At 41.2% G+C, this 16,486-nt stretch carries 14 protein-coding genes; 10 read left to right on the forward strand and 4 right to left on the reverse strand.

What is annotated here, in order from left to right; all coding sequences use genetic code 11:
* The first annotated feature begins 139 nt into the window (after positions 1-139).
* The 5 genes from GR929_RS18165 (at position 140) to GR929_RS18185 (ending at position 6,409) form a co-directional block, all read left to right on the forward strand.
* Positions 140-1,666, forward strand: coding sequence for an SUMF1/EgtB/PvdO family nonheme iron enzyme (locus GR929_RS18165; protein WP_159522496.1), 1,527 nt, complete (start codon positions 140-142; stop codon positions 1,664-1,666).
* A gap of 13 nt (positions 1,667-1,679) precedes the next feature.
* Complete coding sequence (locus tag GR929_RS18170; RefSeq protein WP_159522498.1) at positions 1,680-3,029, forward strand: Gfo/Idh/MocA family protein; 1,350 nt, start codon at positions 1,680-1,682, stop codon at positions 3,027-3,029.
* 105 nt (positions 3,030-3,134) lie between these two features.
* Positions 3,135-4,064: a glycosyltransferase family 2 protein gene (locus GR929_RS18175; protein ID WP_159522500.1), complete on the forward strand. Its 930-nt coding sequence runs from the start codon at positions 3,135-3,137 to the stop codon at positions 4,062-4,064.
* Complete coding sequence (locus tag GR929_RS18180) at positions 4,064-6,136, forward strand: tetratricopeptide repeat protein (protein WP_159522502.1); 2,073 nt, start codon at positions 4,064-4,066, stop codon at positions 6,134-6,136. The genes GR929_RS18175 and GR929_RS18180 overlap by 1 nt, the downstream gene beginning before the upstream one ends.
* Before the next feature lie 18 nt (positions 6,137-6,154).
* Complete coding sequence (locus GR929_RS18185) at positions 6,155-6,409, forward strand: LPXTG cell wall anchor domain-containing protein (RefSeq protein WP_159522504.1); 255 nt, start codon at positions 6,155-6,157, stop codon at positions 6,407-6,409.
* A gap of 77 nt (positions 6,410-6,486) precedes the next feature.
* Here the strand turns inward: GR929_RS18185 and GR929_RS18190 are convergent, their stop codons facing one another.
* The gene (locus GR929_RS18190; protein WP_159522506.1) at positions 6,487-7,017 is read right to left on the reverse strand and encodes an RNA methyltransferase; all 531 of its coding nucleotides are present in this window, start codon (positions 7,015-7,017) and stop codon (positions 6,487-6,489) included.
* 6 nt (positions 7,018-7,023) lie between these two features.
* A complete protein-coding gene (locus GR929_RS18195) occupies positions 7,024-8,298 on the reverse strand; it encodes an arginine deiminase (RefSeq protein WP_235934473.1) in 1,275 nt (424 codons plus the stop codon).
* Positions 8,299-8,410: 112 nt separating this feature from the next.
* Between GR929_RS18195 and GR929_RS18200 the strand changes: the two genes are divergently transcribed.
* Together GR929_RS18200 and thpR are read left to right on the forward strand one after the other, a co-directional pair.
* A complete protein-coding gene (locus tag GR929_RS18200; RefSeq protein ID WP_159522508.1) occupies positions 8,411-9,001 on the forward strand; it encodes a DUF4294 domain-containing protein in 591 nt (196 codons plus the stop codon).
* Positions 9,002-9,015: 14 nt separating this feature from the next.
* Positions 9,016-9,579: an RNA 2',3'-cyclic phosphodiesterase gene (thpR, locus tag GR929_RS18205; RefSeq protein ID WP_159522510.1), complete on the forward strand. Its 564-nt coding sequence runs from the start codon at positions 9,016-9,018 to the stop codon at positions 9,577-9,579.
* Between the two features lie 143 nt (positions 9,580-9,722).
* Here thpR and GR929_RS18210 read toward each other — a convergent pair whose 3' ends face one another.
* Positions 9,723-11,138 carry a sugar transferase gene (locus GR929_RS18210; protein ID WP_159522521.1) on the reverse strand — a complete coding sequence of 472 codons (1,416 nt, stop codon included), beginning with the start codon at positions 11,136-11,138 and terminating at the stop codon, positions 9,723-9,725.
* Positions 11,139-11,229: 91 nt separating this feature from the next.
* Entirely contained in the window at positions 11,230-12,066 is an 837-nt protein-coding gene (locus GR929_RS18215) for a hypothetical protein (RefSeq protein WP_159522523.1), read from the reverse strand.
* A gap of 141 nt (positions 12,067-12,207) precedes the next feature.
* On the opposite strand from GR929_RS18215, the gene GR929_RS18220 reads away from it, so the two are divergent.
* From GR929_RS18220 to gcvP, 3 genes are all read left to right on the forward strand, one after another.
* Complete coding sequence (locus tag GR929_RS18220) at positions 12,208-12,858, forward strand: protein-L-isoaspartate(D-aspartate) O-methyltransferase (protein ID WP_159522525.1); 651 nt, start codon at positions 12,208-12,210, stop codon at positions 12,856-12,858.
* 7 nt (positions 12,859-12,865) lie between these two features.
* A complete protein-coding gene (locus tag GR929_RS18225) occupies positions 12,866-13,507 on the forward strand; it encodes an MBL fold metallo-hydrolase (RefSeq protein WP_159522527.1) in 642 nt (213 codons plus the stop codon).
* A gap of 88 nt (positions 13,508-13,595) precedes the next feature.
* On the forward strand, positions 13,596-16,460 hold the full coding sequence (gcvP, locus tag GR929_RS18230) for an aminomethyl-transferring glycine dehydrogenase (protein WP_159522529.1): 2,865 nt from the start codon (positions 13,596-13,598) through the stop codon (positions 16,458-16,460).
* Positions 16,461-16,486: the final 26 nt, after the last annotated feature.

A 16,486-nucleotide genomic window follows, 5' to 3' on the forward strand; every position in this document is an offset into this window, starting at 1 on the left:
ATTGCTGAAGAGCATAAAATTAACCCGCTTTATAACCCGAAAGTAACCTTTGTTTAAGCCGTTGTTAAGGTTTGAGTAACTGGTGTATGCTAGATTCGTTTCGTCTTTATACAGCACACTGTAAATATTTGGAAACTTAATGAAACGGAAAAGCATTTTGGGTGGTAAGCGAATTTATTTGGGTCTTGTATTGATCGGAGTTGTTGCATGTGTGGTTATTCTTCAATTAAGTAATCAAGCAATTGAATATACTTCTACTGATGACTATTGTATGTCGTGCCACGTTCATCCACATGCTGAACAAAGTTGGAAACTTTCAACTCACTACAACAACAGCGCAGGTGTAATTGTGCATTGTGTTGAGTGCCATTTGCCACCAAAAGGACATGGACATCTTGCAGCCAAAGCCAAACACGGCTTTAATGATGTTTATGGCATGTTGTTTAAGGATAGTGCAGACTACAACTGGGAGGATAAGCGAAAGCTTGAAAATGCCAAACACTTTGTTTACAAAGATGCTTGCTTAAAGTGTCATCAAAACTTATTTCCTACAACGCTTTCCACCGAAGGAGATGATGCTCATTTATATTACCTGACGAGCGAAGATGAGTTGCGATGCATCAATTGTCATTTACATGTTGGCCATTATGACCCTAATGCTAAACACGAACACAACTTAGGTTTTGGCAAAGTGCCGGAAATAAATACTGAAGTATACGAAAAACCAACTGAAGTAACTTCATTTAGCGATTTTACTGAAAAAATTCCAGGCACAAGTGTTTCCTTCGAGATGGTTGCTGTTCCGGGGGCGACTTTTACAATGGGAAGTCCTAAAGATGAACCGCTGCGAGATGAAGATGAAGGACCCGTTTTTCAGGCAAAAGTTTCTGACTTCTGGATGGCAAAAGTAGAAGTTAGCTGGGATGAATATCTGGCATTTTTTAAAGCAACCTCTTCGCAAGGAAGAAAAGAAGCAATGGACATTGATGAAGAGGTTGATGGAATTACCGGGCCAACACCGCCTTGGGGAGCACCTGATCAGGGATGGGGAAAAGGAGCAAAACCGGCTATTACCATGAGCTGGCATGCCGCTAATACTTATTGTAGGTGGTTAAGCCAGGTGACTGGCAAGAAATATCGCTTACCAACAGAGGCGGAATGGGAATATGCATGTCGTGCCGGTCAGTCAACCCCATACCCGTTTAAAGGCAATCCAAAAGACTATTCTTCAAAAGGAATATTGAGAAAGATATTTTCGCCGGATACTGCAATTATCAATTCGTTTGTTGCCTATGAGATGAACAGCGAGGGGATGACAGTAGATCCTGCTAAGGTGAAAGCCAATGCTTTTGGGTTGAAAAATTTGCCGGGGAATGTTGCTGAATTCTGTTTGGATTATTACGATCCTCATATCTACCAGAAGTACAGCGAGCAAGATATAGTGGTAAATCCAAGAGGACCACAAAAAGGACGAGAGCATGTCATTCGTGGCGGATCGTTTAAAAGCGATGCTAAAGATGTGCGATGTGCTGCCCGGGATTACACAAAAACGAAAGCCTGGTTAATGACTGATCCGCAGATGCCTAAATCAATTTGGTGGTATTCTGATGTCGTGGAAGTGGGTTTCCGCGTTGTATGTGAAGTAGATGAAACATTAGAGCAATAAAACTCAGTGAACAATGACAAATAAATCAAAAAATATTAATCGTCGCCGGTTTCTCGAAGCAACAGCTTTGGCAGGAATTGGAGCAATGGGAGCAGGTGCAGTTTTATCGTCGTGCAAGTCAACGAAAGATGCAAGTGAACTTGGATTGCCGCCAATACTAAGAGCAGCGCCAAGTGGCAAAAAACTACGAGCAGGATTGGTTGGAGTTGGTAATCGCGGAACGGGGGCTGCGATAAACTTTATCAGTGCCGGACCCGATTTGGAAATTGTTGCTTTGGCTGATGTTTTTCAGGATAAAATTGATGCTTGTCGGAAGCGATTTGCAGGTTACAAGCGACCAATCCCGGAAGAGAATTGCTTTGTAGGATTTGATGCCTACAAGAAATTAATGGCTTTGAAAGAAGTCGATGTCGTTATTTTAGCAACACCACCACAATTCAGGCCGGAGCATTTTAAGGAAGCAGTTAAACAAACAAAGCATGCTTTTTTAGAAAAACCTATGGCAGTCGACCCAGTTGGAATTCGTTCAATAATTGCGACGGCTAAAAAAGCGGAAGCGATTGGCTTGAATGTGGTTACCGGAACGCAACGTCGTCATCAGGAAGATTATATCGAAACCTACAAGCAGGTTGCCAATGGAGCCATTGGACAAATCACTTCAGCAAAAGCTTTCTGGAATCAAAATCATGTTTGGTTTCGCACGCGGGAAGACGATTGGGATGATATGACTTACATGATCCGTAACTGGAATAATTTCTGCTGGTTGTGTGGCGACCATTTTTTGGATACGCACGTGCACAACATTGATGTGGTGAATTGGTTCATCGGCAAACATCCCGAAAGTGCAATAGGCTATGGAGGAAGAGCACGGCGAATTACAGGCGATCAGTACGACTTTTTTAGTGTCGATTTTGACTTTGGAAACGGAGTGAGCTCCCATAGTATGAGCCGCCAGATTGATAACTGTGCCAATGGAACCGGCGAAATGGTTGTTGGAACTGAAGGTTACACGAATTGCCAGAACACAATCTGGAACCTGGATGGTTCGGTAAAATGGAAGTTTGAATACCCGCTGGGGGAAGATGGTGAACCAATGAGCAAGGTGAAAATCCCACCCTACGTTCAGGAACATATGCATTTAGTGCATGCCATTCGAACCGGAGAGTATGTTAATGAAGCAGAACAAACGGCAATTTCAACCCTGACTGCGATTATGGGACGAACTGCGGCTTACACCGGGCAAAAAGTTAGCTACGACGAAATTTTTAAATCAGATATGGATCTTGGGCCAAAAGAAATCAAGTTTGGTCCTGTTGATCTTGAATTTCCGGTTCCTGTGCCGGGAACAGCACACAAAGCTTGAGTATATAACTAGCAAGCCAACTAAACCACTATTAACCTGAATTGGGGGAGCCATTTGGCTTCTCCATTTCGAAACGAGCAAAAGAACGAACTAAAAATGAAGTAAATGATATCTCTGGTAGTTCCAATATTAAACGAAGAAGAACTGATTAATGAATTAGTTTCAAGATCTGTCAGTGTGCTCGAAAAGCTTTCTGAGGAATTTGAGTTGATCTTTGTAGATGATGGAAGTACCGACACGAGCTTACACAAATTAATCGGTCATCAGGAGCATGATTCCAGGATAAAAGTTATTTCCCTATCCAAGAATTTTGGACATCAAGCAGCTTTTACGGCGGGCTTGGAGAATGCTTCGGGAGCTTATGTAGCTATGATGGATGGAGACTTGCAGGACCCCCCCGAAGTGCTTGAGGCGATGTATCAGAAAATCGTTAACGAAGATTACGATATTGTAAGTGGTAGAAGGTCTGATCGGAAAGGGAGCCAAACGAAAAATGGAATGACACGCCTGTTTCATCAGGTTTTTAAGTCAGTGGCCAATCTGGAGGATCTTGAAAATGCCGGCAATTTTTCCATGATGAACCGCCAGGCGTTAACGGCGCTTTTATCAATGAAAGAACGGGTTCGCTATCTTCCCGGCTTACGAAGTTTCGTGGGATTTAAACAGGGATTTGTAGATTATGTGCGGGACGAACGCTTGCAAGGGCAGGCTAAAATGACCTTTGGGAAGCTATCGCTTTTAGCAGCTGATGCCATCTTTTCCTTTTCAAAATTTCCAATTCGCTTATGCCTCATTTTAGGCTTCGTCGGAACCATTGTTTTCATGTTTGCAGGTATTTATGTGTTGACCGCTAAAATATTGGGATTTGCCATTACTGGATGGCCATCAACAGTTTTGAGCATTTATTTCTTAGGCTCAATACAACTGATTTTTTTAGGAATTATTGGCGAGTACGTTTATCGTATTTATAAAGAATCGCAAAAGCGACCACTTTATTTTATCAGGAAAATATATCAGAACGAAGAAAAAAAATAATGCAACAACGTCACCTGAAGATCATATTTTATGCGTCGGCAATAGCACTGCTTTTGAGCTTGCTGTTTATTAGCCGCGATGCAGGTATTTCAGGAGATGAGCAGGTACACTATCTGCATTCAGAAAAAGTGTACGACTATTTTGCATCGATGGGTAAAGATCGTGACGCATTGAAAACCCCTAAAACCCATCTTCAATATTATGGACAGCTCCCCGATAATCTTGCAACCTTTTTAATCCACTGGTTCAATATTGAAGATGTTTATGGTTTTCGACATCTGGTTAGCAGCGTTATTGGTTGGCTGTGCATTTTTGTTACAGCCTTGTTTGCTACCTGGCTAAAAGGGTATCGCGTCGGTATTATTACGCTTATTCTTTTTGCAGTTTCCCCCCGCTTTATCGGACATTTACAAAATAATTTAAAAGATATTCCTTTTGCCCTGGCTTATATTGCCGGTGTGTTTTACACACTGAAATTAACCTATGCCAGATTTAAAACCAGCTCGTCGCATTCGATTTCACTTTTAATTGCGAGTATTGCTTTTTCCGTCAGTATCAGGGCAGGAGGAATCTTATTAGCTTTTTATTTGCTCCTGGCCGGAGTGCTCTTCTATTTGGTTGAGTACTTCGACAGAGGGCAGATAAATTGGGCTCAGGTACAACGAACAGTTGTTAAGTTAGTTGTATTTTCAATTGCAGGTTATTTGCTCGGTCTTTTGTTTTGGCCGTACGCCCTCCAAAATCCAATTGTCAACCCCTGGAAATCATATCAGGTGATGACAGATTTTCCGACTACAGTTCGACAGATTTTCGAGGGCGAATTTATTTGGTCAGACTTTCGGCCGTGGTATTATCTTCCCAAGTACATGTTAATTACCATCCCAATAATTGTTTTTGTTGGAGTGGTCATGTTTTTTTATCATTGGAAAGCGGTGTCTGGTAACAGCAGGCATCGCTTCACCTACTTTTTTCTGATCCTGACCACTGTCTTTCCAGTGGTTTTTGTAATTTTATTGAAAGCTAATTTGTATGGTGCCTGGCGGCATTTCCTTTTTATTTACCCTGGTATCGTAATTTTAGCTGCCGTTGGAATTCACGAATTTTACAGCCGCATTAAATTGAAGTCGGTAAAAATTACGTCAATCGTCATTTTGTTATTCTTGTTAATTCACCCGTTAAGGTTTATGGTAAAAGCTCATCCATATTACTACTTATATTACAATCAGTTTATTGGTGGATTAAAAGGTGCATATGGAGATTATGAGACTGATTATTATTACCATACCATGCGAAGTGGAGCCGAATGGTTGAACGATTATATGGAGGAGAATAATGTGAGCGGGCAGGTCGTTGTGGGCAGTAATTTCCCTGTGGATTGGTATTTTCGAGATCAGCCTAATCTGAAATTTACGTATTTTCAATACCGGCTCCGGAGTGATAAGGATTGGGATTATGCGATTATCGGTAACAGCTATATTTCACCTGATCAATTGGCAAATGGAAACTTCCCACCTGAAGGAACAATTCATGTGGTTGAGGTTGATGAGGTGCCGGTTTGCGCCGTTGTAAAAAGAAAGTCAGAAGCTTCTCACCTTGGCGTAAAGGCCATTCGAAACGAGAACTATGAGCTAGCCGAAGATTATTTTTGGAAGGCGTTGGAGTTTTATAAAAAAGATGAACATATTTACTATCGTTTGGGAAAAACCTTAAGTTTGCAAAACAAGAATGATCAGGCAATTCTAGCCCTTGAGGGTTCTTTGAAGGTAAATCCGAATTATGAGCCTACATTAAGTTTGATGGGGCGATTGAAGGAAAAGGAGGGAAGTTTTGTGGAAGCAAAATATTATCTTGAGCATTTGTTGGATGTTAACCCAAAGTATTTCAGTGCCTACGTTAATTTGGCAGAAATTTATGAAACGACCCAACCTGAAAAAGCTCGGGAAGTATTGAAGCGTTGTTTAAAGATTTATCCGCAATATAAACCGGCAATTCGGGCTTTGGCTGATACCTATCAGGAAACACATCCCGAAATTGTGGATAAATACAAGGAATATTTGAATACATTTAATTGATAACTAAAATACGATACGATGAAAAAATTATTCATGATTTTGACACTTTTTGGTATGTTGGCAGTGGGTGGAATGAGCCCGGCACTTGCCCAGGAACAAGAAGATGATTTATTTGAAATGGCAGATACCTTATCAATTGACGATATGGATCCGGTTTTTTACGAGGAAAATGAGGAAGCCAAGGACAGCCAGACGGTGACAATCGTAGTTATAGCTGCAGTGGTGATTGTTGGCGCCGGTATTTATTTTGTTTCAAAGAAGAAAAAGAAATAACAATCTGCGTAAAAAAAAGAAAAGCGGCTTCAGATGAGGCCGCTTTTTTTTTATGTCTTCTTTTTGATAGCGATTCGTTAATAACGGAATTTTTTAAATAAATCCCATAAAACAATGCCGGCACTCACCGAAATGTTGAATGAATGCTTGATACCAAATTGCGGAATCTCAATGGCTCCATCGCACATATTTACAACTTGTTGCTGAACACCTTTCACCTCGTTCCCAAAAACCAATGCCAGACGATCGGTTTCTTTAACTTCAAAATCAGGAAGCATAATACTCTTTTCAACTTGCTCGATGGCAAAAACTTGGTATCCTTTTGCTTTTAACTTTTGTACCGAATCTTCTGTTCGCTCAAAGTAAGTCCATGGAACCGACTTTTCGGCATCCAGTGCCGTTTTATGAATTTCTTTATTCGGAGGAGTTGCCGTTATGCCACATAAATGAATCCCTTCAATTAGCAAGGCATCGGAGGTACGAAAAACTGATCCGATGTTGTTGCAGCTCCGAATATTATCGAGCACAACAATTAGGGGCGTTTTTGTTGTTCGCTTGTATTCTTCGGTGCTAATCCGGTCCAGTTCGTTTGTTCTAAGTTTTCGCATAATTAACTACCATTCAAGTGGTTTTCGACGGAAGGGCATGGTCATACATCGGGCTCCACCTCCACCACGAGCGAGCTCCGAACCGGCAATGGTTATCACACATTTTTGGCCTTTCGTAATTTCGGCATTTCCGTTGATAAAATCTTTCGCCTTTATAACTTCAAATCCGTGCTTGTTGAGTTCCTCTACGGTGTTGACATTCCGTTCGTAGCCAATAACCTGGCCTGGAGCAATGGCAAAGAAATTAGCCCCGCTATGCCATTGTTCGCGTTCCTGTGTCCAAATGTCTTTACTACCTCCACATTGCACCGGCTTTAAGTCAATGCCTAGTTTTTTTAATGCTTTTGGGAGGTTCTTTCTTTCTGTTATATGTGAAACCTTTCCGTTTTCAATTTGGATATGAATGGTATGATACCGGTTTGTTCCCAGGATGAGCGGTTCGTATACCATGCAGGTGTCGCGGTCTAAAAAGGTAAAAACCATATCCAGGTGAATGAAAGATTCCGGCATGTCAGGCAGTTCCTGAACAATTACGTGTCTGATTTTTTCCTTCTTCGATTGAATTTGTTCCAGAATAAAGTCAATGCCGGTGGTGCTTGTTCTGAGGCCGGTTCCAATGACAAGAACATCTTCGCGGGCAACCTGAAAATCGCCGCCTTCAATCATAATATCCGGACTTGAGTTCAATCGGTTTGTTTGAAGTGGGTTCACCGTTTTGGCTTCCAGCAATGGGTGGTGATTAAAGATTGCTTCCATAATCAAAGCTTCCCGATCGCGTACTTTATTAGCCATCTTACCAATCACAACTTCATCGCGAAACGACATCGAAGCATCGCGGGTAAACAGAAAATTGTGCAAAGGAGCCAGACTAAAACGCTCTTGGCTTAAATAACGGGTCAGGTTGTCTCGTTTTATAGGAACCCCCTGAATGAGTTGTTTTGCCAATTCGTCAGCATTGATTTCCCGTAATGAGGGAAGAATATCCAAAGCTCCTTCGGTGTGGCAAATCTCCTGCAATAAGCTGCTGCGCGCTGCATCATTCGTTAAAACATCGCTTAATAAATCCTTCACTTCAAAACACCGGCTAACTTTTGATAGCACGCCTTTTAGTTGCTGATATTCTTTCCCGGCAACAGCCAAATTCAGGATGTCGCTATACAGTGCCCGCTTAGCGGTTTCCGGTGTCATTTCCTCTACTTCGAGCCCCGGAGTATGTACAATAACGCCTTCGAGTTCCCCAAACTCTGAAGTTACGTTTACTTTTAGTCTTTCAGACATCATTAACCCCTTTCTTAAGTTTGGCACAAATATAGTAACTCTAAACCGGAAGATAATCTGAAACTTCTATGATTCATTTCAGGTTAAATAACATGTGATTATCTTCGTATTTTGAATGATGAAACAGCTGTTGATTACCTCCATATTTGTTTTGATTTTGTCTGGACTTGGACTCGGACAGGAATCTGATACACTTCATTTTCTGGAAGGAGTTGAAGAGAATGGAGATACGCTGCCGCATCAGGATTTAAAAACGATATCGGTGTATCCAAAAATTGTTTTTAAATCGAAAAGGTGGGAGCGACGTTATTATCGACTTGAACGGAAAGTAAAAAAAGTATATCCCTATGCTCAAAAAGCAGCTGAGTTACTTAAAAAATACGAAGATGAATATTTAGCAGCCGAAAGCAGGCGCGAGCAAAAAAAATACATCAAGAAGGTTGAGGAAGAGTTGTTTGATGAATATGGCGATGAGTTGAAAAAACTGTCGATTTCTGAAGGTCGGATCTTGATTAAACTGATTGATCGGGAAACCGGGCATACCTCTTATGAGTTAATCAAAGATTTAAAAGGAGGGTTAGTCGCCTTTTTTTGGCAGGGAGTGGCTCGGATTTTTGGAAACAATTTAAAAGATGAATATGATCCCGTTGAGGAGGATATTCTCATTGAGCAAATTATTTTTAAAATTGAAGCTGGTATCATTTAAAAGAATGGTAGTTGATGATGAAAACGAAGCGTGTTTTTATTGCTGTAAACGTTGAGCTAAATTGTGACCTTGAGCGTGTTTTTCAAGAACTGAAAGATGAACTGGAAGGTGAACGGATTCGGTGGGTGCCTGAAAATAACTTTCATATTACCTTACGATTTATAGGTGATCTTCAGCCAGATCAGATAGAAATCGCAAAATTGATTTTGGATCAGGTTTGTTCGCAAAGAAGAGCTTTTGGTTTCAAATTGCATCAGGTTGGTTTTTTCAAACACCGGGGAAATCCTTCTGTGTTATTTTTCAATTTAGATCACGTTGAAGATCTCATTTGTTTATCCGGCATCATTCAGAAAAGATTGGATGAGAAAGGTATTTCTTCGAACAAAAAGTTTACTCCGCATTTAACATTGGCACGAATAAAGAAAATTAAAGGCCTTTCTAATTTCTATCATGTCGTTGATAAATACAAGGAAATACCGACTCAGGAGATAAAGGTGGATCGAATTGTTTTTTATGAGAGTGTTTTAAAGCCTTCTGGAGCTGAATATCATGTTTTAGATGAATATAGATTGTCATAAATAGCGCATCACTAAAAAAAAAACTTGCCGCAACCCGGTTTGAATTTAGAAAATGGGAAGCATCTAAAATTCACTCGTTTGTAAATTGTTTTCAGGCTTGTTCTGCTGTTCTAAAATAGGTTGTTCTTCGGGTTCACCAACAACTACTTGCCATCTCCTTTAAAGCAAGCGATGATCGTATAGATGAGTATTTTAAAGTCGATGTATAATGAGATATTTTTCAGGTAAACCATGTCGTATGGAAGCCGTTCAAGCATTTCATTCAGGGTAGAGGCGTAGCCATATTTAACTTGCCCCCACGATGTAATGCCAGGCCTTATTTTATGCAGGTGAGTATAGTGGGGGGCTATTTTAACAAGCTGGTCAATGAAATATTTACGTTCGGGGCGAGGTCCAACCAACGACATTTCCCCTATAATGACATTGTAAAATTGCGGTATTTCATCCAGATGAGTCCGCCTTAGAAACTGTCCGATTTTTGTTATCCGGTCATCGTGATTGCTGGATAATTTTGGGCCATTTGTCTCGGCATTATGAATCATTGTACGAAACTTGTAAATTGTAAATGCCTTGCCAAATCGTCCAATGCGCTTTTGCGTGTATAAAATCGGTCCCTTATTTTCCAGCTTTATGAGTAGGCCAATAAGTAAAAAAGCCGGAAGAAAAATGATGATTGCCAGAATTGAAAAGCTAACATCGATCAATCGTTTCATATTGGCTTGCCAAGCCGACATGATGCCGTTTGAGATTTTTAAAAGCGGGCTGCTGAAAATGCTGTTCGTCTTTGTATTGCCTGAGAGCAGGTCAAAGAGGTCGGGAATTCCCCATATGGTCAAGGTTCGATTTTGTAATCTGGTTAAAATTGATGACAGTAACTCGTGTTGAGATGATTCAATGGCGATGATCACTTCTTCCACATCATATTTGTCGGTAATTCCTGAAAACTCATAAATTGTACCTAGCTTCGGCAAGTGCTTCTCCAGCGGGTATTGTTCGCTTTCATCAACACTTAAAAAGCCGATAAATTTGTACCCGGTAGGTCGAATTTGGGTGTTTAACTCCTTATATATTTTTAAAGCTTTCTCATCTCCGCCAACTAATAGTGTGTTAAATCCAAACTTCCGATTATGAATCCGATGAATAATTCGACTGGTTTGTATTAAGCGAAAAATATAGGTTAAGCCAAAATGAAGCCCCAAAAGAGTGAGGAATAAACTGTAGTAGTTTTTATACGAGCCGATAAAATCGTCCAACATCAGTGCAAAAAAGATTATTAGAACGCCAACTAGCGAAGTTAAGAAGGTTTGTCCCAGTTCAATCAATCTTGATTTGCGATAAATATTACTGTAATAGCCGGTAACGTAGTAAAACAAAATCCACAACGCTGGTATAATAATTAGGCCCAGAAAAAAACGATTATTAAACTCAAGCGGAACGTCTGTTCCGAAATATTGAGGTTCAATATAAAGCTTACGGTAAATGTAAAACAGAATCCAGCTTGCAGCTGCTGCAAACAAGTCAAAAAATAAGTACTTGGCAACTTGTACCTTCTTGCTCATTAGAAAGCGGAGTTTTGTCTGGTCAATCCTTCAGTGTTTAGTAGTTCGAAAACGACAAAACACCTTATTTATTGCGGTAAAAATAGGCTTTTTACATCAAGGGTGTATTGTTCAGGTACTTTAATTTGTCCTTGATTTCATTTAACGATGTTAAAGCTTCTTCTAACTCGCTAAGAGATATAATAATAGCTGGGTTTTTCTGAATGGAGTGAATGAAATTCTGAAGGGCATTCTTTTCCGTGCTCTGGATCGCACGATTTTCGATATGATTGGACGGTAATGAGATAATTGACTCATCATTTTGAAAAATCTCAATAAACGCGTGCTTGCTGCTGAATTTTTCGCTCAGGTCTATTTGGGCAATTGAGCCGGTCGAGAACGAAATCCGCAAATTAATTAGGCTCAATTGGGTTTCTCCTTCTAATGCAAAAACATCAATTCGTTTAATTTCGCTCTTTTCAATGGTTTTGAGATAAAGCAAGAGGCTTAGAATCTGTTTTTCGAATTCCTCCGGATCAAGTTTGAGCCTGATGCTAATTAGCTTGAGCTTGGTTAAATGATCCAGAATTTGGATGTTTTCATTCACATAGGTGAGCGGATTGAAGATCATCAGACATGTTCCGGCTTCGTTCACCAGATTATTTAGCTGACGGGTTTCGTAGATGGATAGTGCCGGAATAGACCGTAAAAAAAGATGATTACTCTTTTTGATTCCCATTTGAATTAAATCAAAAGAAGGCTGGCCAACATCAATATAACAAGCATCCGAATTGGTAATCAGTTCTTCAATGGTATATTTTTGGTGACTATTGTCTTGACTTACAATGTCATCAACAATTCCGGTAATCTTGAAACTTTTAAAATGTTGGATCAACTTTATTGATGCTGATGGCGAAGCCACCTTTGAAAGAATTCCGATTCTGATCATAGCTGCAAATTAGAAATAAAAAGCTATTTTAATGGGCTCAAAATGCCAGAACTTTTCAACGCTTTTTGTTGATAATGTAGGCTATTCAGCGCTGGGCGAAATAAGCATTTTGGACTATTTTTACAAAAAAACTAAAAACAGATGGATTCCCGCGACAGTTTAAGACATCAGGGCTTACGAAAACGCTTAATCGATGGCATTCGAATAAAAGGAGTCCGGGATCAACGGGTATTGGATGCAATTGCCAAAGTTCCACGCCATTTATTTATGGATAGCAGCTTTATTCAGTTTGCATACAAAGACCAAGCTTTCCCGATTGGCGCCGGCCAAACAATATCTCAGCCATATACCGTTGCTTTTCAATCTCAATTACTCGATGTACAACCTAACGAAAAAATACTGGAAGTGGGCACCGGAAGTGGTTATCAGGCAGCCGTTTTGGTTGAAATGGGAGCTCAGGTATACACCATCGAACGTCAGCGCGAGTTGTTCCTGAAAGTGCAGGTGCTGCTACCTGAACTAGGGTATAATCCCAAATTCTTTTTTGGCGACGGCTACAAGGGACTGCCTACTTATGGCCCATTCGATAAGATTATAATTACCGCCGGAGCACCGATGATTCCTCAGGATTTGTTGATGCAGCTTCGGATTGGAGGCGTTTTGGTAGCACCAATAGGGCCAACCGAAAAACAAATTATGTACAAAGTTACACGGGTTTCCGAAGATGAATTTGAAAAGGAAAAGCACGGAACATTTGTTTTTGTTCCGATGTTAAAGGGAACAACAAACTAATATTAAAATGATTCAAGTTAAAAAGTTTACGTTCAATCCAATTCAGGAAAATACCTACGTTCTTTACGATGATACCAAGGAATGCATTATTGTTGATGCGGGGTGTTTTTTTGATTATGAATGTCAGGAATTGGATAAATTTATAGCAGAGAACCAACTAAAACCGGTTAAGTTGGTGAATACCCATTGTCATTTTGACCATATTTTGGGAATCAACCATTGCCGGACAAAGTATAATATTCCTTTTTATGCACATGAAGAAGATGCTTTTTTAGTAGAGGGCATTGTGGCGAGTGGCGATCGGTTTGGAGTTCCCGTGGAACCTGTTGATCCGGCAGACCACTTCTTGAACGAGGGAGATCAGGTTTCTTTTGGTGAATCAACCCTGGATGTTATTCATGTTCCGGGTCACGCTCCGGGTCACGTGGTTTTACATCAGCCGAGTCAGCAGTTTATGCTGGCAGGCGACGTCCTGTTTTACGGAAGCATTGGTCGCACAGATCTTCCCAAAGGTAATTTCGAGCAGCTGATAAGCAACATTAAAAGTAAGTTGTTTACACTCCCCGGCGAAACGGTTGTTTACAGTGGCCATGGCCCCGAAACAAGCATTGGGTTTGAGCAAGAGAACAACCCCTTTCTTATTGACTGATAAGAACTTTGTAAACGGATAAAAATCATTTTTTTATCCGCATCTTCTATATAGTATTGTCTCAAATTTCAGAAATACATACAAAAACATGGGAAGTGATAAATTTGTAGCCCGTCATATTGGGCCTCGTGATTCGGATATAACAGCTATGCTGGAGGCCATTGGGGTATCTTCTTTGGATGAACTGATTGATCAGGCGGTGCCTGCAAATATCCGGATGGAGAAACCACTTCAGTTAGCCGATGGCTTAACTGAACGAAAGTATTATCGCCGGATTCACGATCTGGCTAAAATGAATAAGGTTTTTAATACCTACATCGGAATGGGCTATTACGACACCATTACTCCGGCTGTAGTTCTTCGGAATGTGCTGGAAAATCCGGTGTGGTACACGTCATATACGCCTTATCAGGCTGAAATTTCACAAGGTCGGCTGGAGGCCTTGCTGAATTACCAAACCATGGTTTGTGAATTAACCGGCATGGAATTGGCCAACGCGTCATTACTTGATGAAGCTACCGCTGCGGCAGAAGCTATGGTATTGATGTTTAACTCCCGATCACGGGCGAAAGCGAAAGCTGGTGCCAGCGTGGTTCTTGTTGATAAGCACATTTGGCCTCAAACGCTCGATGTATTGCAAACGCGGGCAACTCCATTAGATATTGATTTGAAAATTGGGAAAGCTTCTGACTTTTCGTTTGATGAAAATGTCATTGGGGTGATTGTTCAGTACCCAAATTCGAATGGCGAAATTTTGTCCTATGCTGATTTGGTTGAACAAGCGCACGCCGTTGATGCGAAAGTGGCTGTGGCAACTGACTTGCTGAGCCTTTCCTTGCTTACTCCTCCGGGAGAGTGGGGTGCCGATGTGGTTTTTGGAAACTCGCAACGCTTTGGAGTACCCATGGGATATGGTGGTCCACATGCGGCCTTTTTTGCTGCTCGTGCTGATTTCAAACGAAATATGCCGGGACGTATCATAGGTGTTTCAAAAGATAAACATGGCAACCATGCTTTGCGAATGGCTTTGCAAACTCGTGAGCAACATATTAAGCGCGAACGCGCAACATCAAATATTTGTACAGCGCAAGCACTTTTGGCAACAATGGCCGGATTTTACGGTGTTTATCATGGACCGGAAGGAATTCGTGCGATTGCCGACCGGGTGCATTGCATTGCTGTTTTACTCGATAAAGAAATTACTGCTCTTGGTTATCAGCAGCTCAATACCAACTACTTTGATACCATCCGATTTGCATTACCAAAACATGTGAAACGAGAAGATATTGAATGGTTGTCGCATGAGTTGGAAATGAATTTCCGCTACCTGGAAAATGGAGAAGTTGGACTGAGTATTGACGAAACAACCAATCTCGATGATATCAACTGGATGATAGAAGTGTTTGCCAAAGCGGCAAATAGGCCTTATCCAAACATTGTAAATTACCCGGAAGATGCCAATATCGATAAAGATTTTTTGCGAACTTCTGCTTTTATGCAGCAGGACGTATTCAATAAATACCGGTCGGAAACGGAAATGCTTCGGTACATTAAACGCTTGGAACATCGCGATATATCGCTGACGCACTCCATGATTCCATTGGGATCGTGCACGATGAAACTGAATGCGGCTACAGAAATGCTGCCATTAAGTTGGTTTGAGTTTGGAAGCATTCACCCATTTGTACCCAAAAACCAGGCAAGGGGTTATCAGGAAATGATGGAGGAACTGCGCCGTGATTTAGCCGAGATAACCGGTTTTTCAGATGTTAGCTTGCAGCCAAACTCAGGTGCTGCCGGAGAGTATGCGGGTTTAATGGTAATTCGCGAATATCACTTGAGTCGAGGTGATGAGCAACGGAATGTTGTTCTGATTCCATCATCAGCTCACGGAACAAACCCAGCGAGTGCAGTGATGGCCGGAATGAAAGTCGTTGTTGTGCCTTGCGATGAAAAAGGAAATATTGATGTGGAGGCACTTCGCCAGAAAGCGGAAGAGTTCAAAGATTCGCTATCGGCATTTATGGTGACTTACCCGTCAACACACGGTGTTTTCGAAGCATCAATCGTTGAGATGTGTGAAATCATTCATCAAAATGGAGGGCAGGTGTACATGGATGGTGCCAACATGAATGCTCAGGTTGGCTTAACTAATCCAAAGCGTATTGGCGCTGACGTTTGTCATTTGAATCTGCATAAAACATTTGCCATTCCTCACGGAGGTGGTGGTCCCGGTGTTGGGCCAATTGCTGTGGCTGAACACCTGGTCGACTTTTTACCTTCCCATCCGGTGATGAATAACGGACATGTGGGAATTTCAGCTGTTTCGGCCGCTCCCTGGGGAAGTGCTTCGGTGCTGCCAATTACGTATGGTTATATCAAAATGTTGGGTGCCGACGGATTGACCCAGGCGACCAAAGTTGCCATATTAAATGCCAACTATATCGCCAGCCAATTGAAAGATTCATACGGAATTTTATATGTTGGAGAAGAAGGGAGAGTAGCTCATGAAATGATTTTAGAATGCCGTCATTTTAAAGCTGACTCAGGAATTACGGAGGCGGACATCGCTAAACGATTGATGGATTATGGCTTCCACGCACCAACCTTGTCTTTTCCCGTGCATGGTACGTTGATGATTGAACCAACTGAAAGTGAATCGAAAGAAGAGCTTGACCGGTTTATTTCTGCATTAAAGTCAATTTATAAGGAGATTCAGGCTATCATTAAAGGAGAATCTGATCAAGTGGATAATCCGTTGAAGAATGCACCACATACTGCCGAAACGGTGGTTGCAGATAAATGGGAGCACTCTTACACCCGTCAGCAAGCTGCGTTTCCTTTACCTTATTTGGTTGAAAATAAGTACTGGCCCCCTGTAGGACGTGTCGACGATGCTTATGGAGATCGAAACCTGATGTGTACCTGCGATCCGATCGAAACTTATCAATAATCGATATTTGATGGCTGCTGTTTTGT

Source organism: Sunxiuqinia indica (assembly GCF_009847015.1).
Taxonomy (GTDB): Bacteria; Bacteroidota; Bacteroidia; order Bacteroidales; family Prolixibacteraceae; genus Sunxiuqinia; species Sunxiuqinia indica.

Excerpts from the sequence above, each read along its gene's own strand:
- GR929_RS18210 (WP_159522521.1), bottom strand. The coding sequence starts at position 11,138 with ATGAGCAAGAAGGTACAAGTTGCCAAGTACTTATTTTTTGACTTGTTT.
- GR929_RS18175 (WP_159522500.1), top strand. The coding sequence starts at position 3,135 with ATGATATCTCTGGTAGTTCCAATATTAAACGAAGAAGAACTGATTAAT.
- thpR (WP_159522510.1), top strand. The coding sequence starts at position 9,016 with ATGATGAAAACGAAGCGTGTTTTTATTGCTGTAAACGTTGAGCTAAAT.
- GR929_RS18185 (WP_159522504.1), top strand. The coding sequence starts at position 6,155 with ATGAAAAAATTATTCATGATTTTGACACTTTTTGGTATGTTGGCAGTG.
- GR929_RS18190 (WP_159522506.1), bottom strand. The coding sequence starts at position 7,017 with ATGCGAAAACTTAGAACAAACGAACTGGACCGGATTAGCACCGAAGAA.
- GR929_RS18180 (WP_159522502.1), top strand. The coding sequence starts at position 4,064 with ATGCAACAACGTCACCTGAAGATCATATTTTATGCGTCGGCAATAGCA.
- GR929_RS18200 (WP_159522508.1), top strand. The coding sequence starts at position 8,411 with ATGATGAAACAGCTGTTGATTACCTCCATATTTGTTTTGATTTTGTCT.
- GR929_RS18165 (WP_159522496.1), top strand. The coding sequence starts at position 140 with ATGAAACGGAAAAGCATTTTGGGTGGTAAGCGAATTTATTTGGGTCTT.
- GR929_RS18225 (WP_159522527.1), top strand. The coding sequence starts at position 12,866 with ATGATTCAAGTTAAAAAGTTTACGTTCAATCCAATTCAGGAAAATACC.
- GR929_RS18170 (WP_159522498.1), top strand. The coding sequence starts at position 1,680 with ATGACAAATAAATCAAAAAATATTAATCGTCGCCGGTTTCTCGAAGCA.
- GR929_RS18195 (WP_235934473.1), bottom strand. The coding sequence starts at position 8,298 with ATGATGTCTGAAAGACTAAAAGTAAACGTAACTTCAGAGTTTGGGGAA.
- GR929_RS18220 (WP_159522525.1), top strand. The coding sequence starts at position 12,208 with ATGGATTCCCGCGACAGTTTAAGACATCAGGGCTTACGAAAACGCTTA.
- gcvP (WP_159522529.1), top strand. The coding sequence starts at position 13,596 with ATGGGAAGTGATAAATTTGTAGCCCGTCATATTGGGCCTCGTGATTCG.
- GR929_RS18215 (WP_159522523.1), bottom strand. The coding sequence starts at position 12,066 with ATGATCAGAATCGGAATTCTTTCAAAGGTGGCTTCGCCATCAGCATCA.